The following is a 23568-nucleotide window of genomic DNA, read 5'->3' as shown; positions in this document are numbered from 1 at the left end:
AAGGCCTCACGGGACGTTCAGGGGGCTGTCGAGCCGACGCGATCCGCCAGCACCTGTTGGAAGTGGGCGCACTGAGTGACGTCGTCGTGGCCGCAGCCCAAGGCGCACTCCACGAGTTCGAGCGATGCCCGCGCGGCCGCGATACGGGAGCGAAGTGCCCGGGCCTCCTCGTCCAGGATGCCTTTGCGGCGGGCGGGATCGGTCGTCGCGGTCAGGGAGCGGATGGTGTCGAGGGAGAGGCCTGCCTCCTTGGCGCGCAGGATGACGGCCACGCGCGTGAGGTCGGCGTTCTGATAGCGGCGGCGGCCCGCGGCATCGCGGGCGGGCGTGAGCAGTCCCATCGCCTCCCAGTGGCGCAGGACGTGCGGGGCCAGGCCGAAGCGTTCGGCGAGGGCGCCGATGGTCATGGAACCGCGCTCGCTTGACTTCATGCCGACATTAAGTCGCAGCCTGGCTCGCATGAACAAGGAGACCGAACAGGCACCTCGGCCGACGGACGACCTCGTCGCGCGGCTCGACGCCGCGGACCGGCTGCCGGGTGCCGCTGAGCTGCGTTCGCTGTCGTACGACCTGCTCGGCGCCGGAAGGACCGTGGTGGACGTGGGCTGCGGCGCGGGACGGGCCGTGGCGGAACTGGCCCACCGGGGCACGAGAGCCGTCGGCGTGGACCCGAGCGAGCGGATGCTCGCCGTCGCCCGCGCCCGCTGGCCCCAGTCCGGCTTCCGCCTCGCGGGGGCGTACGAACTGCCGCTGGCCGCCTCCTCGATGGACGGCTACCGGGCCGACAAGGTGTTCCATGAACTGGCCGAGCCGGAGCGGGCGCTGGCGGAGGCACGCAGGGTTCTCGTGCCCGGCGGCCGGATCGTTCTGGTCGGACAGGACTGGGACACGTTCGTCATCGACTCCGACGATGCCGCACTCACGCGCAGGATCGTGCACGCCCGAGCCGACCTGATCGCCGGCCCGCGCACCGCCCGCCGTTACCGCAATCTGCTTCTGGACGCCGGCTTCGGCGAGGTGACGGTCGAGGTACACACCGCCGTGCTCACCGGACCGGCGACGCTGCCGCTGCTCAGCGGTCTCGCCGAGGGAGCCCGCTCCACCGGCGCCCTCACATCCGAGCAGACGGCGAGTTGGATCGCCGAGCAGCGTGAGCGGGCGGAGAGCGACCGGCTCTTCCTGGCACTGCCGATGTTCATGGCCGCGGCGACGGCAGTGGCGTAGGACGGCTGTCGCTGCTTACCACGTGAGCCAGCCTCCGCCCGCTACACCTAGAACGTCACCACCCCCCGCGCCACCTTCCCCGCCTCCGCATCCGCCACCGCCCGCTCGAAGTCCTCCACCGGATACGTCTGCGTCACCAGCTCATCGAGCAGCAGCCGCCCGTCCCGATACAGCTCGGCGTACAGCGCGATGTCCCGCTGCGGCCGCGACGACCCGTACCGGCAGCCCAGGATCGACTTGTCCAGGTACATCGAGGAGACCAGGAAGGACGCCTCGGCCGTGGCCGCCGGTACCCCGAGCAGGACCGCCTGTCCATGGCGGTCGAGGAGATCGACGGCCGCCCGGATCAGCTCGACCCGCCCCACGCACTCGAAGGTGTGGTCCGCCCCCGTCGGCAGCAGCTCCCGTACCCCCTCCACCGAGGTCAGGAAGTCCGTCGCCCCGAACTGCCGCGCCACCGCCTCCTTCGCCGGATTGGCGTCCACCGCCACGATCCGCAGCGCCCCCGCGATCCGGGCCCCCTGGATGACGTTGAGCCCGATCCCGCCGGCGCCGATCACGACCACCCGGTCGCCACGATCGACCCGCGCCCGGTTCAGTACGGCGCCCACACCTGTGAGCACCCCGCACCCGATCAGCGCGGCGGACGGCAGGGGGATGTCCTTCGGTATCCGCACCGCCTGCACGGCCTTGACCACGGTCCGTTCGGCGAAGGCGGAGTTGGACGCGAACTGGAACACCGCCTGCTCGCCCCGCCGGAACGGCCGCCCCGGCCGCCCTATGGCCTGCCGGCACATGGTCGGCCGCCCCCGGTCGCATTCGGCACACACACCGCAGTTGGCCAGCGTGGACAGGGCCACATGGTCTCCGGGCTCGACATGGGTGACGCCCACACCCACCGCTTCGACGACCCCCGCCCCCTCATGGCCCAGCACCACAGGAACAGGGAAAGGTATGGTCCCGTCCACCACCGACAGATCGCTGTGACACAACCCGGCCGCCGAGATGGCGACCAGCACCTCGCCCGGCCCCGGGTCCCGCACCTCCAGATCGTCCACGACCTCGACCCGCTTGCCGTCGTACATCACTGCGCGCATCAGACGACCCCCTTGGGCTCCCTGGGCAGACCGAGCACCCGCTCGGCGATGATCGTGCGCTGAACCTGGTCCGAGCCCCCGTAGATCGTGTCGGCGCGCGAGAAGAGGAACAGATGCTGTGCGTCGTCGAGTTCATACGGCGCTGACGGCGCCCACTCCTGCGGCCCCACGCTCGCCCCGGCGCCCCGTACCTGCATCGCCAGCTCCCCGAGCCGCTGATGCCAGCCGCCCCACAGCAGCTTCGCCACACTCGGTGCCCCCGGGCCCCCCGAACCCCCCAGCGTCCGCAGCGCGTTCCACCGCATCACCCGCAACTCGGCCCACTGCCGCACCAGCCGATCCCGCAGCACGGGATCCTCCACCGCACCGGACCGCACCGCCGCGCCCACGACCCGCGCCAGCTCCCCCGCGAAGCCGATCTGCTGGGCGAGCGTGGACACCCCCCGCTCGAACCCGAGCAGGCTCATCGCGACCTTCCACCCCGCGCCCTCACCCCCGACGACATGCTCCGCGTGCGCGCCGTCGAAGAAGACCTCGTTGAAGTCGCTGGTCCCGGTCATCTGCCGGATGGGCCGCACCTCGATACGCCCCGGCTGGTCCATCGGGACCAGCAGAAAGCTCAGGCCGTGATGCCGGCGCGACTCCGGCTCGGTGCGCGCCAGCACGAAGCACCAGTCCGCCTCATGGGCGAGGGAGGTCCAGATCTTCTGCCCGGTGACGCGGTACGTCCCGTCCGAGCCCCGCTCGGCCCTGGTCCGCACCCCGGCGAGGTCCGACCCCGCCCCGGGCTCGCTGTACCCCTGGCACCACAGCTCCTCCCCGAGCGCGATCGGCGGCAGAAAGCGCGCCTTCTGCTCCTCGCTCCCGTGCGCGAGCAACGTAGGCGCCAGCAGCTTCTCCCCGATGTGCCCGGAGCGCGGGGGCGCCCCCGACCGCGCGTATTCCTCCGCCCACACCACTTGCTGGGTGAGCGTCGCGGTCCGGTTCCCGTACCCACCCTCACCCCACCCGAGTCCGATCCAGCCGCCTTTGCCGAGTGTCCGCTCCCACACCCGTCGCTCCTGCCCGCCTTCGGCATGCTCGGCAAGCCAGACCCTGACCTCCGCACGAAACACGTCATCCTCGGCACTGAACCCAAAGTCCACTGACGTCTCCTCCAATCGCCGGTCAGATGCACCCCCTAGGGGCGCGGGGCTGTATCGATGTGCGGCTCCGCCGCGTGGGCGCGACCAGCCACAACCAACCCGCAGCCGCCGACCGGGGGAACAGGCCCGAGCTACTGGGCGTTCGGCCGATCACCCGCCCGCGCAGCCCTCTCCATCCCCTCCACCCGCTCCAACATCGGCATCGGATCCACCCCCACCGACCCCGGCAGCACCTCGGCGATCCGCTCAGCCGTCCAAGAACCGTCGGCATAGGCGGCGCGCAGCTCCCGCGGCTGCGCCCACACCGCGATCTTCGCCCCGGCAACGGTGTACACCTGCCCCGTCACCCCGTACTCCCGAGCCGAATCCGACAGCAGATACACCACCAGCGCCGCCACATCCTCCGGCTCCCCGATCTCCGAGAGCTCCATCGGCACATTGGCCGACATCCGAGTACGGGCAACAGGAGCCACCGCGTTCGCGGTCACCCCGTACTTGTGCAGCCCCAGCGCGGCGCTCCGCACGAGCGAGATGATCCCGCCCTTCGCCGCGCTGTAGTTGGCCTGCGAAACCGACCCTTGATGATTCCCACTGGTGAACCCGATCAAGGTCCCGGCCCGCTGCCGCCGCATCACAGCCGAAGCCGCCCGGAAAACCGTGAACGTCCCCTTCAGATGAGTGGCGACCACCGGATCCCACTCGTCCTCGGTCATGTTGAACAGCATCCGCTCACGCAGGATCCCGGCGACGCACACGACCCCGTCGAGCCGCCCGTACGACGACAGCGCGACGTCCACGATCCGCTGCCCACCCGCCATCGTGGACACGTCGTCGGCGACGGCGACCGCTTCGCCGCCCGCCGCCTCGATCTCCTTGACGACACCCGAGGCGACCTCACTGGTCGGCGAGCCCCCGTCCATGGCCACGCCGTAGTCGTTGACGACGACCCGCGCCCCTTCGGCGGCGGCCGCCAGTGCCACCGCCCGCCCGATGCCCCGTCCGGCGCCCGTGACGGCGACGACCTTGCCTGCCAAGAAGTTCCCCACGCCCCGGCCCCTTCCCGCAGTTTCTGACGGTCCGTTAGATTCGACTTGATTCTACGACCCGTCAGATACGCGGAGACAAGCCCCGGGGAGGGACTCATGTCACTGCCGGACGCGTTCCACGAGATCGCCAAGCGCGTGAACAACTGGGGGCGTTGGGGCGCCGACGACGAGATCGGCACCCTGAACCTCATCACCGACGAGGTCGTGCGCGAGGCGGCGGCCTGCGTCCGCACCGGCCGTCGCGTCCCGCTCGCCCTGCCCCTGCAACAGGACGGCGTGCAGACCGGGATGATCCCCGGGCGGATCAACCCCCTGCACGCGATGGTGCAGATCAATCAGGAGCTGTTCGGCCCCGGAACCGTCGCCTGCAGCGACGACATCGTGACCATGGGCCTGCAGGCGGCCACCCACTGGGACGCGCTCACCCATGTCTCGCACTCGGGCCGGCTCTACAACGGCCGCCCCGCCGACTCCATCACCGCGCACGGCGGCGCCGAGTTCAGCGGCATCGACAAGGCGCGGCACATCGTCTCGCGCGGGGTGCTGCTGGACGTGGCACGCGCGCGTGGCGTCGCCCGGCTCGACGGCGGGCACGCGGTCACCCCGGAGGACCTGGAGGCGGCCGAGGAACTGGCGGGCACGCGTGTGCGTGCCGGTGACATCGTGCTCGTACGGACGGGGCAGATCCAGGTCCTTCTCGCCGGGGACAAGCACGCGTACGGCTATCCGTCGCCCGGTCTGTCGATCCGTACGCCGGAGTGGTTCCACGCGCGCGATGTGGCGGCTGTCGCCAATGACACCCTCACATTCGAGATATTTCCGCCCGAGACAGAGGATTTGTGGCTGCCGGTGCATGCGCTGGACCTGGTGGAGATGGGGATGCTCCAGGGGCAGAACTGGAATCTCGAAGAGTTGTCCACAGCCTGTGGACAAGAAGGCCGCCATGAGTTCCTGCTGTCGGCGATGCCGGAGCCCTTCGTCGGCGGCACAGGGACGCCCGTGGCGCCCGTGGCGGTGCTCTGACGGCCGGTGAGATCGGTTGGCGGCGCGGCTCCCCCAGCCCTCGGCCGCGCCCGAACGGGGTGATGCCCCAACCACCCCGAGGACGACACCGCGCGCCGCCACCCGACTCCGGCGTACCCGCCCCGATCTCTCCTGGCCCGGGGAGAGGACCGACGCCGATTCACGACCCACGCTCGGCAAGGGCTTCCGTCACCGAAGTCCTCGTCGTCCCCTCACGGCGAATCGCTGACCACAAGCGTGATCAAACGGACACGCCGCGTCAACACCACGTCGGGGATTTGTTACTTACGCCCTATTTTCCGGAGCCGCGCACGGGAGCATGCCCAGGCGCACCGTCGCTCGTCGGCCCGAACGGGACAGCGCCTTCTGCAACCGTGCACCGAACCCGGCGCGATTGCCGCGCCATGCGCCCGTCACACCGCCTCGTACGCGAGCCCTTCATAGGCCGAGACCCCGCTGCCATAGGCGGCGTTCTGCGACTGCGTGCCGCGGTCCAGTTCGCACCAGATGCGCTTGCCGGCGCCCTCGGAGCACCAGCCCCAGCGGTCCGCGAGGCCATCGACGAGGGCGAGTCCGCGGCCGCCGGTCGCGTCGCCGTCGGCGCAGCGGGGCACGGGTGCGCGGCCGCTGCGGTCGGCCACCTCGAGGCGAACGGTGGCGGCGTCCTGAGCACCCCCCGGCAGGGACAGGCTCAGTACGGCCGGACAGCCGGTGTGCACGACGGCGTTGGTGACCAGTTCGGAGACGAGCAGGATCAGCGTCTCGGCGAGCGGCTCGTCGGCACCTATCCCGGACCCGGCGAGCCGCGAGCGGGCCCACCGCCGGGCTCGCCCCACCTCAGCGGGGTCGGGCCGGATCTCCAGCTGCACTTGAAGCACCTGCACCGCTCACACCATCCGAACCGGCGGACACATAGCCCCGCGCCTCACGAGGGCCACGATCCTAGCCATTTTTTTCATGGCCAGAACAATGGCCAAAGCCAGGGTCACAGAACGTGAATCCCTTAGCTGACAGCATGGTTGACGTACAGTCACCCCAACAAGCGCTTCGGGCATATTCCAGCGTGAAGGAGTACCCGTGCGGCATACTGTGCGACGCTTGTCGCGGGGAGTCGAACAGGCGAGGACAGAGCGCCCTCCCGCCTTGCGAGCAACGGCGCGCACCGCCGGATCCGGAGCCGCCTCAAGGGCAACTCCGGCATGGCTCGTGCTCGGAACCACTCGCATCTCACACAAGGTACCGGAGCGGACCGCCGACTCCAGGCCGTGACGAGTCACGCGTAGGACACAACCCGATATCAACGCTCCGTAATTCCGCTATGCCACAATCCGCGACATCCGCACGGGAGTCACCGGCGACATCGCAGACCAGGGACCTTCAGGCCGGCTCGACGAGAAGTTCGGCGGCCAACCGCTCCTCACTCTCCGTAGCATCACCCGTACGGTAAGTCCGCACCCATGTGCGTTTCAGATGCAGATGGACCTCGAACTCCCAGGTGAATCCCATGCCGCCGTGCACCTGGAGACAGTCGCGGGCGCCGCGTACGGCGGCATCGTCGGCGAGCAGCCGCGCGGTGTCGATGTCGGCCGGGTCGGCCGTGACGGCCGCCGCGTACACGGCGGCACGGGCCGTCTCCGCCCGCACCAGCATCTGCGCGCACAGATGCTTCACCGCCTGGAAGGCCCCGATCGGCTGCCCGAACTGCTCACGGGTCCGGGCGTGTTGCACGGCGAGCTCGCACGCGCGTGTGGCGCTGCCCAGTTGTTCGGCCGCGGTGAGGAGTACGGCGACGGGGTCGGCGGTGGCAGCGGCGGCGACGCGATGGAGGGGGGTCAGCGGATCGACCGACCTCAGCGGTACGGCACCTGCCGCGTCCCCCCGTACGACGTCCGCCGCCGCCAGCCACTCCACCAGGCCGCAGCCGCCGACGTCCGTCACGACCGTCTCCCCGGTGGCCGCGCCCGGCGCGTCCCCCGCCGCGAGGTGGGTGGCCACCAGCGGTCCCGGCAGCAGGGCCCGACCCGCCTCCTCGAAGGCCAACACCGCCTCGGGCAGCCCAAGTCCGACGCCGCCCTCCTCCTCCGGCAGCCGCAGCGCGAAGAACCCGGCGGCGCCCAGTTCCCGCCACAGCGCCCGGTCCAGCCGGCCGGGCTCCTCGACGGCGGCCCTGAGCTGCTGCGGGCCGAAGCGCCGCGTCAGCAGCTCCCGTACGCCGTCGCGCAACGCCCGCTGGTCGTCGGTGAGTTGGAAACGCATCCGTCATCGCCCCTTCGGCAGCCCGAGGATCCGCTCGGCCACGATGTTCCGCTGGATCTGCGAGGTGCCGGCCGCGATGGTGTACGACAGTGAGGACAGCCGGTCGAGGGTCCAGGGCCGGTCGAGGTCGAGGGAGGCGGGGCCCAGGACGTCGGCCGCGGTGTCGTAGAGCTCCTGGCGGGCGTGCGAATACCTCAGTTTGAAAACCGAACCCCCGACTCCGGGGACGCCGGACGTCCCTTCCGCCTCGCTCACGTTCCACTGCGTCAGCCGCCACAGCGCCCGGAACTCGGCGTTGAGCCGCCCCAGCCGCCGCCGGAGCGCGGGGTCGTCCCAGCGGCCGTTCGCGCGCGCCTCGGCGGCGAGTTCGCGCAGCACCCGCCGGCAGGCGACGACCTCGCCCACGAAGGCCGTGCCGCGCTCGAAGGACAGGGTCACCATGGTCACGCGCCAGCCGTCGTTCTCGGCGCCGACCCGGTTGGCGACCGGCACCCGCACCTCGTCGAGGAACACCTCGGCGAACTCGGCGGACCCGGCGAGGGTCTTGAGCGGCCGTACGGTGATGCCCGGCGCGTCCATGGGCATGGCCAGCCAGCTGATGCCGCGGTGCTTGGGCGCGTCGGGGTCGGTGCGCACCAACAGTTCGCACCAGTCGGCGACTTCGGCGTGCGAGGTCCAGATCTTGGACCCGCTCACCACATAGTGGTCGCCGTCCCTACGCGCGCGCGTGCGCAGCGCCGCGAGGTCGGATCCGGCGTCCGGTTCGCTGAAGCCCTGGCACCAGACCTCCTGGCCGCGCAGGATCGGCGGCAGCCAGCGCGCCCGCTGCTCGGGGGTGCCCTCGGCCGCGATGGTCGGCCCGGCGTGCAGCAGCCCGACGAAGCCGGCGCCCACATAGGGCGCGCCCGCCTTCTCGGTCTCCTCCAGATAGATCAGCCGTGTGGTCGGCGAGGCGCCCCAGTGGACGTCCCCGTACCCGGCGTCGTAGAGCATGCGCTGCCAGCCGAGGTCGTAGGCGCGGCGCCCCGGCCAGTCGTCGGGGGACGGCTTGGGAGGCAGCCCTTGGAGGGCCTTGCCCAGCCATTCCCGCAGCCGGGTGCGGAACTCCTCCTCCTCGGGCGTGTATGTGAGGTCCATCCACCACCTGCCTGACGATCCGTCAGATTCCCCCGCAGGCTAGCCCCGCACCCCTGGACCGACAAGGCGGCGAGCCCTACGCTCTCGGCACGATCTGACACACCGTCAGCAATAGGGGGTTGTCGTGAACGACACCGCACACGCACTGAGTTCCTCGCGCACCCTCTGGGACCTGCTCGCCCGTCGCGCCGAACTCACCCCCGACCGTCCCGTCCTCCTCCAGGACGAACGCTCCCTGTCCTTCGGCGCCCTACGCGCGCGTGCCGAGCGCGTCGCGGCCGGCCTGTACGACATGGGCGTACGCCCCGGCACCGTCGTCGCCTGGCAACTGCCCACCCGTATCGAGACGGCCCTGCTGTCCTTCGCGCTCGCCCGCCTCGGCGCCGTGCAGTCGCCGGTCATCCCCTTCTACCGGGACCGTGAAGTCGGCTTCGCGCTGCGGGAGTCGAAGGCGGAGTTCTTCGCGGTGCCGGGCACATGGCGGGGCTTCGACCACACCGGGATGGCACGCCGCCTCGGCGCGAAGGGGATCTTCGAGGCGTACGACACCCTCCCCGACGGAGATCCGGCCGTACTGCCCCCGCCGCCAGCCGAAGGCACCTCGGTGCGCTGGATCTACTGGACCTCGGGGACGACGTCCGACCCCAAGGGCGTCCTGCACACCGACCGTTCGCTGATCGCGGGCGGCTCCTGTCTGGGGCACGCCCTGCGGCCGACGTCGGACGATGTGGGGTCGATCGCCTTCCCTTACGCCCACATAGGCGGCCCCGACTACATGGTGATGGTGCTGCTGTACGGGTTCCCGGCCGTGCTGTTCGAGCAGTTCGCGCTGCCGGAGGCGCTGGAGGGGTATCGCCGGCACGGTGTGACGATCGCGGGCGGGTCGACGGCGTTCTACTCGATGTTCCTGGCGGAGCAGCGCAGGCAGGCGGGGGGCGGGAAGGTCGTACCCACTCTGCGACTGCTGGCGGGGGGCGGGGCGCCGAAGCCGCCGGAGGTGTATCACGCCGTGGTGCGGGAGATGGGCGTGCAGCTGACGCACGGGTACGGCATGACCGAGGTGCCGATGATCACGATGGGGGCGCCCGACGACACCGCGGAGAACCTGGCGACGACGGAGGGACGGCCGCCGCGGGGGATGGAGATCCGGATCGTGGCGGGCGAGGTGCGGCTACGCGGGGAAGCGGTGTGCCAGGGGTATCTGGACCCGGCGCAGACGGCGGCAGCCTTCGACGAGGAGGGCTTCCTGCGGACCGGCGACCTCGGCTATCTGACCGACAGCGGGCATCTGGTGCTCACCGGGCGCCTGAAGGACGTGATCATCCGCAAGGGCGAGAACATCTCGGCCAAGGAGATCGAGGATCTGCTGCACCGGCATCCGGCGGTGGGGGACGTCGCGGTGATCGGGCTGCCGGACGCCGAGCGCGGTGAGCGGGTCTGTGCGGTCGTGGAGCAGCCGGCCGGAGCTCAGGAGCTGACGCTCGCCGCGCTGACCTCCCACCTGCGCGAGGAAGGGCTGTCGCCGCACAAGCTGCCGGAGCAGCTGGAGCTGGTGGACGCCCTTCCGCGCAACGAGACCCTGCGCAAGATCCTCAAGTACAAGCTCAGGGAGCGCTACTCCGGCACTGTGAAGTAGCGGGCGAACGCCGTGACGATCTCGCCCTCCGTCACCTTGCCGTCGCCGTCCGTGTCGAGGGCGGTGGCGGCGGCCCGGGCGATGTCCTGCTGCACACCGAGGCAGACCAGGACGCGCGCGGTGTCGGTGACGGAGGCGGCTCCGTCACCGTCGGGGTCGGCCACGGCGAGGGCGGCGTGCAGGAAGGGACGGGCGATCTCGGCGAACCGGTCCGGGTTGTCGCGCAGCCGCTTGACCGCGCCGTTCACGAACTCGTCGCGGGTGATCCGCTGGTCGCCGTCACGGTCCGCGATCCCGGCCATGCCCTGCCAGAACGCCTCCGCGCCGATGTACAGGGCCTGGCCCTTGTCGGAGCGGGCGGTGGTGCCGAACTCCGTGAGGAGCGCCTTGGCCGCCGCGTTGAAGTCCGCGCGGTCGATGTAGCCGTTGCCGTCCTGGTCGAAGCCGGCGAACCGGGCCGCGATCCTGCGCTCGTACTCGCTGCTGACCATGTCTTTTCGGGCCGCCTTACGTCGTGGGGTGCTTCTGCCAGGGAGCGTACGACGCATGGGCCGGTCGGGGCGCGGGAAAGCGGCGGTTGTGCCAAGACCGGGGGAATTTTGGGACAACGGTGTGGCAGATCCGCGTCCGATATGCCCTGGCCGACGCTCAGGCCGACAGCGGGTCGGCCTCGTCCGCGACCGCCGACGCCAGGTCGGGGTGGACGTCGAACAGCCTGCGTACCCCCAGCGCGCCCAGGACCCGGTTGACGTGCGACCCCTCCGCCGCGCCCTGGGCCGGGAGTATCAGCCGCAGGCTGCCCTGGCAGGAGCGGATCAGCCGGCGGGCGGCGATCAGCACGCCGACCCCGCTGGAGTCGCAGAACATCACCTCGGAGAGGTCGAGGACGAGGCTGTGACGTCCCTCGGCCACCACGCCGTGGATGCGCTGGCGCAGTCCCGGCGAGGTCACCAGATCCAGCTCGCCCGACACCTGGAGCACGGCCCAGTCGCCGCGCTCGTCGCCGGTCACTTTGAACGTCACCACCATGCCCCTCGCTCGCTGAAACGGAAGCCACACCTACGCTTCCTTGCAGCGCGGCTGCCCAGCGGCTGTTCCCTGAAACGCCCTCCAGAAAACGGTCACCGATCAGAAAAGGCTTGTTTCCATCGCATTCGATCCTGTTCGATCAGGTCTGATCAGACGGGGACCGGGTAGCGGAGCGGATACGGCCCCCGACCCGCGACCGGCGGGGTGCCCTCTATCACGAGTGCGAGGTGTGTCACCAGCCATGGCTCCACAAGGGGCGCACATTGCGACAAAGGGGCGTGCGCTGTCGGACGTGCCGACTACATTCGGGGAGACGGCAGACGCACGCTGGGCAGGACGGACCGGGTGAGGGGGCCTGATGGCGAAGAAGGACGCACCACCCCGCTGGGACCGCAAGATGCAGCAGCGGCTCGCGCGCGGTGAGGCGGCCGCCCTCGGCGAGCTCTACGACCGGTTCGCCTCGCTGGTGCACGGCCTCGCCCACACCGTGCTCGGCGACGAGCGCGCCGCCGACCACATCACCCGCGATGTCTTCGCCCATGTCTGGGAACACCCCGACAGCTACGACCCCAAGCAGGGCCCGCTGCGCTCCTGGGTCGCCACCCTGACCCACCACCTCGCCGTGCAGCGGCTGCGCGCCACCGAGACCGCCGCCCTAGCCCGGGCCGGCCGGGGCTCCACCGAGGAACTGGAGCGCAAGGTGCGGCACGCCTCCGTCACCGCCCGCGCCGACTTCATCGTCCAGTCCATGCCGGTACCGCTGCGTGCCGCCCTGGAGCTGGCCTACTTCCAGCGCCGCGACTACCGCCAGACCGCCGCCGACCTCGGCGTCACCGAGGACGAGGCCCGCCGCCGGCTGCGCCTGGGCCTCCAGCTGCTGGCCACGGCCCATGACGCCGGAGCGCCCCCGGGGGTACCGCCGGGATACGGGGGTGCGGTGTGAACGAGGCGGGACGCTCCGAGCCGTATGACGACGACCGGCGGGACAAGGACGAGAAGGACGATGGGGAGTACGGCCGTGCGGCCGACGGCATGAACAGCGGCGACGGCGACGACCGCCACCCCACCCCGGAGCCCGCCCCGGACCGTCCGCCCCGCATACCCCTCCCCCGCGCCTCCGTCGAGGACACCGGGCACCCGCTGCCGGACCCGGTGCCGCGCCCCACCCCGCTCATCCTGGAGCACCGCGTCCTGAAGGCCCTGCTCGGCGCCTGGGCGCTGGCCGCCTGCTCGGCGGAGGAGACGGCGGCCGTGGAGGAGCACCTGGGCGTCTGCGGCGCCTGTGCCGACGAGGCGCGGCGGCTGCGCGAGGCCGTCGGCCTGCTGCACCCCGCCGAGAGCCTCGACCTCGACCCGTCCCTGCGCGCCCGCGTCCTCGCGGGCTGCCTGGAGCGCCGCCCGCCGCGCATCCCGGTGCCCGAGTGGGCGACGCCGTACGACGCCGAGACGGCCCGGCTCGACGCCCTGCTCCAGGACTTCGGGGACTCCGAGTGGCACGCGCCCGTGCGGCTGAAGTGGTTCCGGGGTGACGAGCCGACCAGCCGCCGTACGACCGTCGCCGGGGTCATCGCGCATCTGCTGACGGTCGACGGGCTGGTGGCGGTCGCCCTGGGCCTCGCGGACCCGATGGGCGACGTGGCCGCGGACCGGCCGACTCCGTCCGGGCGCACGGAGGCCTACTGGCGGGCCTCGCACTACCCGCCGACCCGCGCCGTACGCGCTCCCTGGCGCGAACAGACCCACGACCTGGTCCGCACGGTCTCCTTCACGGGCGGCGGCACCGGCGGACTCTCCGTCCCGTACGGCGACTTCGAGCTGCCGCTGCGCGACGCGATGCTGGACCGTGCCTTCGAGTGCTGGGTCCACGCGGAGGACATCGCCGAGGCCGTCGACTACCCGTACGAGCCGCCGTCCGGCCACGACCTGCACCAGATGGTCGACCTTGCGGCCCGCCTCCTCCCCACGGTGCTGGCGGCCCGCCGCCGGGCGGGATTCACGGCCCCGCGACCAGGCCGGCACCTCGTACCCGCCGGCGATCCCGGCCGCAGCCTCCGGCTGGAGATCGAGGGTTCGGGCGGCGGCGAGTGGCTCATCCCCCTGGACTCCCCGGCGGCGGTCGGCTCCGCCGAGCACGAGGTGGCCCATGTCGCCCTGGACGGCGCGGAGTTCTGCCGCCTCGCGGCCGGCCATGTGTCGCCGGAGGAGGCCGCGGCGGGGCAGGTGGGGGATCGTACGGCGATCAGGGATGTGCTGTTCGCGGCGGCGAGTTTGAGCCGGATGTAGGGGGCGGTTGCGGGTGGTTCGTGGTTGCTCGCGCAGTTCCCACGCACCCGCAGCCGCCCTACAAGATGTGGCCCCGAGCTACTAGGCGAAGACGACCGTCCGTCGACCGTTCAGCAGAATCCGACGCTCCGCATGCCACTTGACGGCCCGCGCCAGCGCCTGGCACTCCACGTCCCGCCCGATCGCCACCAGCTGGTCCGGAGTGACGCCGTGCCCCACCCGCTCGACCTCCTGCTCGATGATCGGCCCCTCATCGAGATCCGCCGTCACATAGTGCGCCGTCGCCCCGATCAGCTTCACGCCCCGCGCATGCGCCTGGTGATACGGCTTCGCGCCCTTGAAGCTCGGCAGGAACGAGTGGTGGATGTTGATGATCCGCCCGCTCAGCTGCTTGCACAGATCGTCGGAGAGCACCTGCATGTACCGGGCGAGAACGACCAGCTCGACCCCGCGCTCCCGCACGATCTCCAGCAGCCGCGCCTCCGCCTCGGACTTGTTGTCCTTCGTCACGGGAATGTGGTGGAAGGGGATGTCGTACGACCCCACGAGCTCGGCGAAGTCGGTGTGGTTCGACACCACGGCGGCGATCTCCACAGGAAGCGCCCCGATGCTGGCGCGGAACAACAGGTCGTTCAGGCAGTGCCCGAACCTGCTGACCATCAGCACGACCCGCATCTTCTCCTCGACCCGATGGATCTGCCATTCCATCTGGAAGGAGTCCCCGATCGCCGCGAAGCTCGCCCGCAGCTTGTCCACCGTCACCGGCGACTCCGCCGAGAAGTGGACGCGCATGAAGAACAGCCCGGTGTCGTGGTCGCCGAACTGCTGGCTGTCCTCGATGTTGCAGCCGGTCATGAAGAGGTAGCTCGACACGGCGTGCACGATGCCCTGCTTGTCGGGGCACGACAGGGTGAGGACGTACTGCTCGGCGGGGGCCGCGGCTCGGGAGGACTGCTCATTCATGCAGGACAGGGTCCCATATCCGAGGCCCCGCGCGGACGGCCGTTCCGTTGCGCGGACCGCTAGGCGGACCGCGTCATGATCCGCAGCACCTCGAGGGTGCGCGGCGGGGCGTCCGGGTCGTCGCCGTCGGCCATGGCCATCCGCACATGTGCGTCCCGAGCCGCCCGCACCGCCTCCGGCCACGCCTGGTGGTCGACGTACGCGGAGACCGGGGAGTCCGGGCCGACCTGGTGCATGATCCGCAGCACCCGCAGCACGGCGGTGTCCACGAGGGCCGCCTCCTGCGAGTCCCGGAATATGGTGCCGACGTATTTCTCGGCGGACCAGTTGTCCAGCCAGGTGTCCTCGACCAGGCGGTAGACGGCGTCGGTGACGTCGCCGTACCCGTCCACACCGGCGAGCCAGACGTCCCGCTGGAACCCCTGGTCGGAGAGCATGTGCAGCGCGGAGCGCACATTGCTGCGCCAGCGCCACCACGGCATGTCGTTGAGTGGCATGCCGCCCATGGTGGATGAGCGACGGCCGCGACGGGAAGAGCTATCCGTACCTTGCACGGTCATCGATCGTACGTTCCTGTTCATTCGGGCATCACTCGCCCCCGTAATTCACCTTCCGGTCACCTCTTCATAACCATGGGTCACGCGCAGGTTTGTTGTGTGGCGGAATCGTGCGTTGCCATGACCGGCAGGCCCCGCACGCGCAGCCCTCACCTCCCCGTGACCACCGACCGGCCCGCAAGAGCGACCGCTCGTGCGGCGGCTGCCCTGGTGGCGTGTGCGTCGCTCGCCGTCGGGTGTGGTGTCATCCCCGGTACCACGGGGGGTTCCGGGGACGACACGATCACCGTCATGACCTGGGCACCCCAGGACACCAAGGCGACCAACAAGCCCGGCATGCCGGCCTTCGCCCAGGCCTACGCCCGCTGGGTCAACGCCAAGGGCGGCATCGGCGGCCGCAAGCTGAAGGTCCTCACCTGCAACGACCGTAACGACAGCGTGGCCGCGGCCAGGTGCGCCGACCGCGCGGTCGAGGAGAACGTCGTCGCGGTCATCGGCTCCTACAGCCAGTACGGCGACACCTTCCTGCCCTCCCTGGAGGGCGCCGGCATCCCCTACATAGGCGGCTACGGCATCACCAACGCCGAGTTCACCAGCCCGCTGTCCTACCCCGTCAACGGCGGCCAGCCCACCCTCCTCGCGGGCCTCGGCAAGGAACTGGCCCGCGACTGCGGCCGGATCGCACTGATCCGGCCCGACACCATCGCGGGCGACGAACTGCCCCCGCTGCTGAACTCCGGGCTCAGGGCGGGCCGGCACCCCTCCGCTGCCGACCAGCTGGCCGACGAGGACGCCACCGAGTACGACGGCCAGGCCGTACGGGCGTTGAGCTCCTCCACCACCGGCACCTCGGACACGGGCTGTGTGGTGCCCGCCCTGGGCGATCGCACCAGCACCTTCATGGACTCCTTCCGGCGGGCCCGCGAGGAATACCCCGAGGTGCGCACCGCGACCGTCCTCGGCAGCGTCGACCAGACCGTGATCAACGCGACCGGCGGGGCGTCGACGTACGACGGGTCGTACATCACCGGCTGGTACCCCGTCGCGAGCGACCCGCGCTGGGACGCCATGAAGAAGGTGATCAGCGAGGAGGCCTTCGGCGACAACCGCATCGATCCCGCGGACGCCGGTGTGCAGACCACATGGATCGCCTACCGGGTGTTCCAGAAGGCCGTCGAGTCCCTCGGCGACGGCGAGGTGAGCGCCGAGTCCGTACGGGGCGCCCTGAACGGCGGCCTGAAGGTCTCCACGGGCGGGCTGACGCCGACGCTCCAGTGGAAGTTCCAGGACGTCCTGGCCGCCGTCGGCTACCCCCGTCTGGTCAACCGCGCGGTGACCCTCCAGGTCGTGCGGGACGGCCGGCTGGTGGCCGCCCGCAAGAACTTCATCGATGTGACGAAGACGCTCCAGAGCGCCGAGCTGAACTGATCACAGCGAACTGATCACAGCTGGGTGGGCTGGCGCTGCGTCAGGCCGTACTTCTTGGCGATCTCGTTCCACAGCTCCGCCGCCGTCTTCTTCTGCTGGCTCGCGGTGCCGCTGGCGCGGTTGCCTGCCTGGGTCTGGCCGGTGGCGCGGGCCTGGCCCTTCTTGCACAGCTTCTTGTCGCCGGCGACCTGGTCGGCCCACGCCGCGTAGTGGTTGTCGGCGGACGCCGACGCCTGCCACGCCTTGGTGAGCGCCGTGGTCAGCGCGGCGTGGTTCGGGAGCTGGTCGACGGACAGCTTGGACAGGTCGGTGACCAGCTGGGTGCGCTGCTTGGCCGCGCCGCGCAGGTCCTGGGCGGCCTGACCGAGGTTCCCGCAGGACTTCACGGACGCCACCGCGTTGATCACCGCGGTACGGCTGTCGCCGCTGTCGGCCAGCAGCTTGTCCAGGGCGATCGCCTGCTCCTCGGCGGGATCCGCGGACGGCGAGGACGAGCCCTCGGTCGCCGGGGCCGTGGCGGACACCGGCTGGTTCTTCTCGCCCTTGTCGTCGTCCCCGCCCCCACCGGCGAGCATCGCGCCCGCGCCGATGCCGAGCACGGCGATACCGACGCCGACGGCGGCGATGAGCGGAACCTTGGATCCGGTACGGCGGCCACGACGGCCCTCGTCGTCACCGTGCGGGTCGCCGGGTGGGAAGTACCCCTGCTGCTGGTGCGGGTACTGCTGCTGCGGCTGGGGCTGCTGGAAGCGGGGTATCTGCTGGGTGGCCGCGGCCGGGGGCTCGCCGCCCGGCTCGCTGCGGAAGAGGTTGTCGAAGTCGGACAGCGGCTGCCGCCCCGGCCCCGGCTGCCCGGGCACGGGCGGGATGTACTGCGTCGCGTCGGCGTCGCTCCCGGCGGCCTGCGGCATCGGTCCCGCACCGCCCTGCTGCCGGGCCCGGCCCAGCACCTGCGTGCTCTCGTTGGAGACCTCGGGCGGCAGCGCCCCCGGGCCGACGGGCGGTATGTACTGCGTCGCGCCTTCGTCAGCGGCGACGGGCGGTATGTAACGGGTGGCCTGCTCGTCCGTGGGGGCGTTGACGACCTGCGGTATGTACTGGGTGGCGCCTTCGTCGGCGGGCGGGAGGGGGGCTCCGAAGCCACCGGGGGCGGGGGTGGGGGCGGCGGGAGGCAGGGGCGCACCGGCGCCGGGAGCGCCGTAGGCATCCGCACCGGCGGCCGGCAGAGCACCGCCGTGGCTGTGCTGGCCGTACTGCCCCTCGGGCGGGAGCGCCCCGTACTGCCCCTGCCCGTACTGCATCCCCGCCCCGCCCTGCCCATACGTCGGCTGTGCCGGCGGCGGCGAGGAGTCGGCCGGGCCGCCATAGCCGTACGACGACGGGGACTGCGTACCGGAGGCATCCGGCCCCGTGCCCCACTGCCCCGCGGACGGCGTCTGGTACTGCTGCTCCGGCGCGCCCCACGCCTGCCCCGGTGCCGCGGCGGGCGTCGAGGGCGTGTTCTGGTCGGGCCCCCAGGGGTTGCCCCAGGCCTGGCCGCCCGGCGGTGCCGAGGGCGGGGGTGTGGTGGGCGGCGTGGCCGGCACCGGCTGGCCGGCGGCCGCGCCCGTCATGCCCGGCAGCAGCGGCTCACCGCCGTCGGAGGGCAGCACGATGCCTTCGCGCGCGGGTCGCGCCGAGGGCTCCTCGCCCCGTCCACTCTGCGTCACCGGGACTCCTACTAATGGGGGACCTTGTGAATCGTCGGCTCACGCTACCGGCTCCGCCGATCCGGGTGCTACGCAGCCCAGGACGTGACCTGCGTCCCTGTGACGCCGCTAACACCCCGGTCCCCCACCCCCTACATACGCCCTCCTCCCGCCATCACCACCTTCATTTCCCTGCCGTTCACGCCCCGGTACCCCGTGGTTTCACGCCGCTGCCTGAAGGTCCAGCCGGGCCCCGAACTCCCTGACCACCGGCTCGTCCCGGAACGGCTCAAGGCGCTGCTGGAAGTCCTCCAGATACTCGGCGCCCCGGTTGGACCGCAGGGTCTCCAGGAGCTCGACGGCCTTCAGCCCGGTGTGGCAGGCCTGTTCGACCTCGCGCTGCTGCACCTGCGCTGTGGCGAGCAACACATATCCGATCGCCCGGCGCCGTGCCTTCGTCTCCGGAAGCCCGGCCAGCGACTCCTCCGCGCGCCGCGCCGCCGCCTCGGCCTGGCCGAGATCGCGATGGCAGTGCGCCAACTCGTCGGCGAGATAGGCCTCGTCGAAGTGCCTGATCCACGCCGGGTCGTCCCCGGACTCCGCGTCCGCCGACTCCAGCGCGGTCACGGCCCGCGAGGACGCCAGTTGCGCGGCCCGCGCATCGCCCATCAGGGCATGCCCGCGCGCCTCGGCGGCATGGAACATGGACTCCGCGCGCGGGGTGACGCGCCCCCGCGCCCCCTCCTGCGCCGCCCTCGCCAACTGAGCGATCTCCCGCGGATTCCCGAGTTGCGCGGCGAGGTGACTCATGGAGGCGGCCAGCACATACCCGCCGTAGCCGCGGTCGCCCGCCGCCTGTGCGAGACGCAGCGCCTGGATGTAGTACCGCTGGGCGAGCCCCGGTTGCCCGGTGTCGATGGCCATGTACCCGGCGAGCTCGGTCAACCGCGCGACGGCGGCGAAGAGTTCCCGCCCGATGGCCTCCCGGTAGGAGCCGGCCAGCAGCCCGGAGACGACGCTGTTGAGGTAGTGCACGACGACGGGGCGCACATGCCCGCTGCCGTACTGATGATCAAGGTCTACGAGCGCCTGAGTCATCGCCCGCACGGCCTGCACGTCGGACTGCCCCACGCGAGGCCCGGCAGAGCGCGCCACCTGTGAGTCCGGCGACGAGATCAGCCAGTCACGGCTGGGCTCGACGAGCGCGGACGCGGCGACGGACGACCCGGACAGGAAGTCCCGCCGCCCCACGTCGCTGCGCCACAGCTCACACACCTGCTCGATGGCCCCCAGTACCGTCGGCGAGAACTGGAGACCGACGCCGGACGCGAGATTCTTGCCGTTGGCCATACCGATCTCGTCGATCGTGACCGTACGGCCGAGTTTGCGGCCGAGCGCCTCGGCGATGATCGCCGGTGCCCGTCCCCGCGGCTGCTGTCCACGCAGCCAGCGGGCCACGGACGTCTTGTCGTAACGCAGGTCGAGTCCGTGCTCGGCACCGCACATGTTGACCCGGCGGGCCAGTCCGGCGTTCGAGCAGCCCGCTTCCTGGATGAGTGCCTGCAGCCGTTCGTTCGGCTGTCGCGCGACGAGAGGCCTTGCGGCCATGGCGTACCCCCTGTGGCTGCGGTGCCTGCCCACGCACCGAGTTGACGTGTCTTTCACCGGCCGGGATCCGGCCCGCGGGGCACCGGCTGTGCACCGCAGGATTCCGGCCGTGAAGATCAATGCCCCGTCGGCATACCGAAAATGCGAGGCTTGCGAGGATTGCCGGGGTAAAGGCGGAAGCCGACCCCACAGTGGGCTACCCACCCCCGGCCATGGATCCTCCCGCGCGCCCCCGCACATGCACCCATGCGCCCCAGTTGAGGAATCAATGCTCCTCCCCCGCGCGCGTGACGCCCGTAACCAGGGTTGGGTGCGGGAGTTGTGTTGGGCGTGGAAGAGACGATCCCGGCCACCGAAGCCGCACAGATTCCGAAGCAGCGCGGGGAATCCCTGCTGGACACCGCCGTTCGCTATGCCGAGGAGCGTCACTGGGACGTGTTTCCCGGGACCTGGCTGGAAGCCGTCGAGGGCGTGCAGTACTGCTCCTGCGGTGACGCCGCGTGCCCCGCGCCGGGTGCGCACCCCGCGCGCCCGGACTGGGCGACGCAGGCGACCGGGAGCGCGACGGTCGCGCGACGGATGTGGCAGAAGCAGCCCACCGCGTCGATCCTGCTGCCGACGGGGCGCACCTTCGACGCGATCTCCGTCCCGGAGACGGCCGGGTTCCTCGCGCTCGCCCGTATGGAGCGGATGGAGCTGTCGCTGGGGCCGGTGACCCTGACGCCGGACCGCCGGATGCACTTCTTCGTGTTGCCGGGTGCGTCGGTGAAGGTTCCCGAGCTGGTGCGCAAGCTGGGGTGGTCGATCGGCTCGCTGGACCTGGTGGCGCTGGGGGAAGGGGCGTGGGTCGCGGGGCCGCCCACCCGGTTCGGGTCGCGGGGGGCTGTGCAGTGGGCGTGTCGGCCCACGCCGGCCAATCGGTGGCTGCCGGATGCGGAGGAGTTGATCTCGCCGCTCGCTTATGCGTGTGGGCGCGATAGGTAGTACGGCGGCTGCGGGTTGTTCTTGGCTTGTCGCGCCCACGCGGCGGAGCCGCATATTGGCTACAGTCCCGCGCCCCTTAGGGTTGGCCTCCATGACGTCGGCCGTAAGTGTGCGTGGGCTTTGGAAGCGTTTCGGGCAGCAAGTCGCCGTTGCCGGGATTGATCTCGATCTGCCGGCGGGGAAGTTCATTGGGCTCGTGGGCCCTAATGGCGCCGGGAAAACCACCACCCTCTCCATGATCACCGGGCTGCTACGGCCCGACAGCGGAACCGTCTCCGTCGTCGGCCACGACGTCTGGCAGGACCCCGTAGATGTGAAGGCCCGCATCGGCGTGCTGCCCGAAGGGCTTCGGCTCTTCGAGCGGCTCTCCGGGCGGGAACTGCTCGGGTACACCGGGCGGTTGCGCGGGCTGCCCGGCCCGGAGGTCGACAAGCGGGCGTCGCAGCTGCTCGACGTACTCGATCTGGCCGGGGCGCAGCACAAGCTGGTCGTCGACTACTCGACCGGGATGCGGAAGAAGATCGGGCTCGCGGCCGCCCTCCTCCACAATCCCGAAGTGCTGTTCCTGGACGAGCCGTTCGAGGGCGTCGACCCCGTCTCCGCGCAGACCATCCGCGGCGTCCTGGAGCGCTACACCGCCTCCGGCGCGACCGTCGTCTTCTCCTCCCATGTCATGGAGCTCGTCGAGTCGCTGTGCGACTGGGTCGCCGTCATGGCCGCCGGACGTATCAGGGCCCACGGGACCCTCGCGGAGGTGCGCGGTGAGGCGGCCTCGCTGCAGGAGGCGTTCCTCGAACTCGTCGGCGCGAACGGCCGCGCCGCCGGATCCGATCTCGACTGGCTGGGCGGCGGGGCGCGATGACGAACCCGACCCCCACGATCGTACGGCTGAAGCTGTCGCTGCTGAGGAACGGGCTGCGGCAGTCTGCGGGGCGCCGGGCCGCGTATGTCGCCTCGGCCGTCGTGGTCCTCCTCTTCGCCGTGCTCCAGCTCCTCGGGCTGATCCTGCTGCGCGGCGACGCGCACGCCGACTCGGTGGTCGTGATCCTGGTCGCGGTCCTGGCTCTCGGCTGGGCGGTGATGCCGCTGTTCTTCCCCGGCGGGGACGAGACCCTCGACCCGACGCGGCTCGTCATGCTGCCGCTGCGCCCCCGCCCGCTGGTGCGGGCGCTGCTCGCGGCCTCGCTCGTCGGTATCGGCCCGCTGTTCACGCTGTGCCTGGTGGCGGGGTCGGTGGTCGCGGTGGCGGACGGCGGGGTGGCCTACGTCGTCGGCGTCATCGCCGTCGTCCTGGCCCTGTTGGTGTGCGTGGCGCTCGCGCGGGCCGTCGCCGCCGCCAACATCCGGCTGCTGACCAGCCGTAAGGGCCGGGATCTGGCGGTGCTGAGCGGGCTGGTGATCGCGGTCGGGGCGCAGGTCGTGAACTTCGGTGCGCAGCGGCTGGGTTCATCGGGGCTGGCCCAGCTCGATCCGGCGGCGGATGTGCTGCGCTGGGTGCCGCCGGCGTCCGCGGTCGGGGCGGTGCGGTCGGTGAGCGAGGGGTCGTACGGGGTGGCGGTGCTTCAACTCGCCCTGAGCGTGGGCGCGTTGCTGGGGCTGATCGCCGTGTGGTCGCGTCATCTGACCCGGCTGATGACGTCCCCCGACGGTTCCACGCTCCAGGCGGTCAGCGAGGCCGCCGTACGGGAACGGACCCCGACCGGTCTCGCCCGTCTGCTGCCGGCCGGCCGCACCGGCACGGTGATGGAGCGCAGTCTGCGCTATGTCTGGCGCGACCCGAAGACCAAGGCGGCCTGGGTGACCTCGCTGGCCATCGGTCTGATCGTGCCGCTGTTCAACGCCCTGCAAGGGACCGGCTCGATCTACTTCGCCTGCTTCGCGGCCGGGATGCTCGGCATCCAGATGTACAACCAGTTCGGGCAGGACACCTCCGCGTTCTGGATGGTCGCACTGACCATCTCCTCGCCCCGGGACGCCTACGTCGAGCTGCGCGGCCGGGCCCTGGCCCTGCTGCTGATCACACTGCCGTACGCCGCGCTGGTGACCGTCCTGACGACGGCGCTCCTCGGTGACTGGCCGAAGCTCCCCGAGGTGCTGGGCCTGTCCTTCGCCCTGCTCGGCGCGATGCTCGCGACCGGCGCCTGGACCTCGGCCCGCTTCCCGTACTCCATCCCGCAGGAGGGCTACAAGAACGTCGCCCCCGGTCAGGCGGGCCTCGCCTGGATCTCGATCTTCGGCGGCATGATCGCGGCGGCCCTGCTGTGCGCCCCCGTCATCGCGGTGACGATCTGGTTGAACGTCAGCGAGGGCGGGGACGCCTGGACCTGGCTGCTGCTGCCGGCGGGCGCGGGCTACGGGGCGGCGATCACGCTGCTGGGGCTGCGGCTGGCGGCGCCGCGGACGGCGGCCCGGCTGCCGGAGATCCTGATGGCGGTGAGCAAGGGGTGACGGGGACGCCGTTCGC

22 protein-coding genes are annotated in these 23568 nt (G+C 71.2%); 9 read left to right on the top strand and 13 right to left on the bottom strand.

The window, feature by feature from the left end; genetic code table 11:
• Positions 1 to 17: 17 nt before the first annotated feature.
• Positions 18 to 431 (bottom strand): MerR family transcriptional regulator, encoded by a 414-nt coding sequence (locus tag IE325_RS20025; RefSeq protein WP_190071329.1) that lies wholly within the window; start codon positions 429 to 431, stop codon positions 18 to 20.
• 28 nt (positions 432 to 459) lie between these two features.
• Here IE325_RS20025 and IE325_RS20020 point away from each other — a divergent pair, with 28 nt between their 5' ends.
• A complete protein-coding gene (locus tag IE325_RS20020; RefSeq protein ID WP_190071328.1) occupies positions 460 to 1224 on the top strand; it encodes a methyltransferase domain-containing protein in 765 nt (254 codons plus the stop codon).
• 47 nt (positions 1225 to 1271) lie between these two features.
• Here IE325_RS20020 and IE325_RS20015 read toward each other — a convergent pair whose 3' ends face one another.
• The 3 genes from IE325_RS20015 to IE325_RS20005 form a co-directional block, all read right to left on the bottom strand.
• The gene (locus IE325_RS20015; RefSeq protein WP_190071327.1) at positions 1272 to 2321 is read right to left on the bottom strand and encodes a Zn-dependent alcohol dehydrogenase; all 1050 of its coding nucleotides are present in this window, start codon (positions 2319 to 2321) and stop codon (positions 1272 to 1274) included.
• The gene (locus IE325_RS20010) at positions 2321 to 3466 is read right to left on the bottom strand and encodes an acyl-CoA dehydrogenase family protein (RefSeq protein WP_190071326.1); all 1146 of its coding nucleotides are present in this window, start codon (positions 3464 to 3466) and stop codon (positions 2321 to 2323) included. Before IE325_RS20010 ends, IE325_RS20015 begins: the two co-directional genes overlap by 1 nt.
• 131 nt (positions 3467 to 3597) lie before the next feature.
• Complete coding sequence (locus tag IE325_RS20005; RefSeq protein ID WP_190071325.1) at positions 3598 to 4512, bottom strand: SDR family oxidoreductase; 915 nt, start codon at positions 4510 to 4512, stop codon at positions 3598 to 3600.
• A gap of 96 nt (positions 4513 to 4608) precedes the next feature.
• Between IE325_RS20005 and IE325_RS20000 the strand changes: the two genes are divergently transcribed.
• Positions 4609 to 5535 (top strand): cyclase family protein, encoded by a 927-nt coding sequence (locus IE325_RS20000; RefSeq protein ID WP_190071324.1) that lies wholly within the window; start codon positions 4609 to 4611, stop codon positions 5533 to 5535.
• Between the two features lie 413 nt (positions 5536 to 5948).
• Here IE325_RS20000 and IE325_RS19995 read toward each other — a convergent pair whose 3' ends face one another.
• The 3 genes from IE325_RS19995 to IE325_RS19985 all read right to left on the bottom strand — a co-directional run bounded on the left by IE325_RS19995 (position 5949) and on the right by IE325_RS19985 (position 8928).
• A complete protein-coding gene (locus IE325_RS19995; protein WP_190071646.1) occupies positions 5949 to 6404 on the bottom strand; it encodes an ATP-binding protein in 456 nt (151 codons plus the stop codon).
• Between the two features lie 508 nt (positions 6405 to 6912).
• Entirely contained in the window at positions 6913 to 7791 is an 879-nt protein-coding gene (locus IE325_RS19990; RefSeq protein WP_190071323.1) for an acyl-CoA dehydrogenase family protein, read from the bottom strand.
• Positions 7792 to 7794: 3 nt separating this feature from the next.
• A complete protein-coding gene (locus tag IE325_RS19985) occupies positions 7795 to 8928 on the bottom strand; it encodes an acyl-CoA dehydrogenase (protein ID WP_190071322.1) in 1134 nt (377 codons plus the stop codon).
• Between the two features lie 124 nt (positions 8929 to 9052).
• Between IE325_RS19985 and IE325_RS19980 the strand changes: the two genes are divergently transcribed.
• On the top strand, positions 9053 to 10564 hold the full coding sequence (locus tag IE325_RS19980) for a class I adenylate-forming enzyme family protein (protein WP_190071321.1): 1512 nt from the start codon (positions 9053 to 9055) through the stop codon (positions 10562 to 10564).
• Here IE325_RS19980 and IE325_RS19975 read toward each other — a convergent pair.
• Positions 10543 to 11055 (bottom strand): EF-hand domain-containing protein, encoded by a 513-nt coding sequence (locus IE325_RS19975; protein ID WP_190071320.1) that lies wholly within the window; start codon positions 11053 to 11055, stop codon positions 10543 to 10545. The genes IE325_RS19980 and IE325_RS19975 overlap by 22 nt on opposite strands.
• Positions 11056 to 11212: 157 nt before the next feature.
• Positions 11213 to 11593 carry an STAS domain-containing protein gene (locus IE325_RS19970; protein WP_190071319.1) on the bottom strand — a complete coding sequence of 127 codons (381 nt, stop codon included), beginning with the start codon at positions 11591 to 11593 and terminating at the stop codon, positions 11213 to 11215.
• A gap of 358 nt (positions 11594 to 11951) precedes the next feature.
• Between IE325_RS19970 and IE325_RS19965 the strand changes: the two genes are divergently transcribed.
• Both IE325_RS19965 and IE325_RS19960 read left to right on the top strand, forming a co-directional pair.
• A complete protein-coding gene (locus IE325_RS19965) occupies positions 11952 to 12536 on the top strand; it encodes a sigma-70 family RNA polymerase sigma factor (protein WP_190071318.1) in 585 nt (194 codons plus the stop codon).
• A gap of 89 nt (positions 12537 to 12625) precedes the next feature.
• Positions 12626 to 13876 carry a maleylpyruvate isomerase N-terminal domain-containing protein gene (locus tag IE325_RS19960; RefSeq protein WP_190071645.1) on the top strand — a complete coding sequence of 417 codons (1251 nt, stop codon included), beginning with the start codon at positions 12626 to 12628 and terminating at the stop codon, positions 13874 to 13876.
• An 81-nt stretch (positions 13877 to 13957) separates the two neighbouring features.
• On the opposite strand, the gene purU is transcribed toward IE325_RS19960, so the two are convergent.
• Together purU and IE325_RS19950 are read right to left on the bottom strand one after the other, a co-directional pair.
• A complete protein-coding gene (purU, locus tag IE325_RS19955; protein ID WP_190071317.1) occupies positions 13958 to 14839 on the bottom strand; it encodes a formyltetrahydrofolate deformylase in 882 nt (293 codons plus the stop codon).
• A 59-nt stretch (positions 14840 to 14898) separates the two neighbouring features.
• The gene (locus IE325_RS19950) at positions 14899 to 15399 is read right to left on the bottom strand and encodes an SCO4402 family protein (protein ID WP_190071316.1); all 501 of its coding nucleotides are present in this window, start codon (positions 15397 to 15399) and stop codon (positions 14899 to 14901) included.
• A gap of 117 nt (positions 15400 to 15516) precedes the next feature.
• Between IE325_RS19950 and IE325_RS19945 the strand changes: the two genes are divergently transcribed.
• Entirely contained in the window at positions 15517 to 16824 is a 1308-nt protein-coding gene (locus tag IE325_RS19945) for an ABC transporter substrate-binding protein (RefSeq protein WP_190071315.1), read from the top strand.
• 14 nt (positions 16825 to 16838) lie between these two features.
• Here the strand turns inward: IE325_RS19945 and IE325_RS19940 are convergent, their stop codons facing one another.
• Positions 16839 to 18533: a hypothetical protein gene (locus IE325_RS19940; RefSeq protein WP_190071314.1), complete on the bottom strand. Its 1695-nt coding sequence runs from the start codon at positions 18531 to 18533 to the stop codon at positions 16839 to 16841.
• 201 nt (positions 18534 to 18734) lie between these two features.
• Positions 18735 to 20120 carry an NsdA family TPR-like regulatory protein gene (locus tag IE325_RS19935; RefSeq protein ID WP_190071313.1) on the bottom strand — a complete coding sequence of 462 codons (1386 nt, stop codon included), beginning with the start codon at positions 20118 to 20120 and terminating at the stop codon, positions 18735 to 18737.
• A 321-nt stretch (positions 20121 to 20441) separates the two neighbouring features.
• Between IE325_RS19935 and IE325_RS19930 the strand changes: the two genes are divergently transcribed.
• The 3 genes from IE325_RS19930 to IE325_RS19920 all read left to right on the top strand — a co-directional run bounded on the left by IE325_RS19930 (position 20442) and on the right by IE325_RS19920 (position 23552).
• Positions 20442 to 21104: a bifunctional DNA primase/polymerase gene (locus IE325_RS19930; RefSeq protein ID WP_190071312.1), complete on the top strand. Its 663-nt coding sequence runs from the start codon at positions 20442 to 20444 to the stop codon at positions 21102 to 21104.
• Positions 21105 to 21195: 91 nt separating this feature from the next.
• The gene (locus IE325_RS19925) at positions 21196 to 21966 is read left to right on the top strand and encodes an ABC transporter ATP-binding protein (protein WP_190071311.1); all 771 of its coding nucleotides are present in this window, start codon (positions 21196 to 21198) and stop codon (positions 21964 to 21966) included.
• A complete protein-coding gene (locus IE325_RS19920) occupies positions 21963 to 23552 on the top strand; it encodes a transporter (protein ID WP_190071310.1) in 1590 nt (529 codons plus the stop codon). Before IE325_RS19925 ends, IE325_RS19920 begins: the two co-directional genes overlap by 4 nt.
• The last annotated feature ends 16 nt before the right edge of the window (positions 23553 to 23568 follow it).

The sequence above is a fragment of the Streptomyces lanatus genome (assembly GCF_014655715.1).
GTDB lineage: Bacteria > Actinomycetota > Actinomycetes > Streptomycetales > Streptomycetaceae > Streptomyces > Streptomyces lanatus.
Note: the sequence above shows the minus strand (reverse complement) of the source record. Positions and strands in the feature narration are given on the sequence as shown.

What these genes read in the sequence shown, in the direction of transcription:
- IE325_RS20025 (WP_190071329.1), bottom strand. Translation starts at nt 431, where the DNA reads ATGAAGTCAAGCGAGCGCGGTTCCATGACCATCGGCGCCCTCGCCGAA.
- IE325_RS20020 (WP_190071328.1), top strand. Translation starts at nt 460, where the DNA reads ATGAACAAGGAGACCGAACAGGCACCTCGGCCGACGGACGACCTCGTC.
- IE325_RS20015 (WP_190071327.1), bottom strand. Translation starts at nt 2,321, where the DNA reads ATGCGCGCAGTGATGTACGACGGCAAGCGGGTCGAGGTCGTGGACGAT.
- IE325_RS20000 (WP_190071324.1), top strand. Translation starts at nt 4,609, where the DNA reads ATGTCACTGCCGGACGCGTTCCACGAGATCGCCAAGCGCGTGAACAAC.
- IE325_RS19990 (WP_190071323.1), bottom strand. Translation starts at nt 7,791, where the DNA reads ATGCGTTTCCAACTCACCGACGACCAGCGGGCGTTGCGCGACGGCGTA.
- IE325_RS19985 (WP_190071322.1), bottom strand. Translation starts at nt 8,928, where the DNA reads ATGGACCTCACATACACGCCCGAGGAGGAGGAGTTCCGCACCCGGCTG.
- IE325_RS19975 (WP_190071320.1), bottom strand. Translation starts at nt 11,055, where the DNA reads ATGGTCAGCAGCGAGTACGAGCGCAGGATCGCGGCCCGGTTCGCCGGC.
- IE325_RS19970 (WP_190071319.1), bottom strand. Translation starts at nt 11,593, where the DNA reads ATGGTGGTGACGTTCAAAGTGACCGGCGACGAGCGCGGCGACTGGGCC.
- IE325_RS19965 (WP_190071318.1), top strand. Translation starts at nt 11,952, where the DNA reads ATGGCGAAGAAGGACGCACCACCCCGCTGGGACCGCAAGATGCAGCAG.
- IE325_RS19960 (WP_190071645.1), top strand. Translation starts at nt 12,626, where the DNA reads ATGAACAGCGGCGACGGCGACGACCGCCACCCCACCCCGGAGCCCGCC.
- purU (WP_190071317.1), bottom strand. Translation starts at nt 14,839, where the DNA reads ATGAATGAGCAGTCCTCCCGAGCCGCGGCCCCCGCCGAGCAGTACGTC.
- IE325_RS19950 (WP_190071316.1), bottom strand. Translation starts at nt 15,399, where the DNA reads ATGACCGTGCAAGGTACGGATAGCTCTTCCCGTCGCGGCCGTCGCTCA.
- IE325_RS19945 (WP_190071315.1), top strand. Translation starts at nt 15,517, where the DNA reads ATGACCGGCAGGCCCCGCACGCGCAGCCCTCACCTCCCCGTGACCACC.
- IE325_RS19935 (WP_190071313.1), bottom strand. Translation starts at nt 20,120, where the DNA reads ATGGCCGCAAGGCCTCTCGTCGCGCGACAGCCGAACGAACGGCTGCAG.
- IE325_RS19925 (WP_190071311.1), top strand. Translation starts at nt 21,196, where the DNA reads ATGACGTCGGCCGTAAGTGTGCGTGGGCTTTGGAAGCGTTTCGGGCAG.
- IE325_RS19920 (WP_190071310.1), top strand. Translation starts at nt 21,963, where the DNA reads ATGACGAACCCGACCCCCACGATCGTACGGCTGAAGCTGTCGCTGCTG.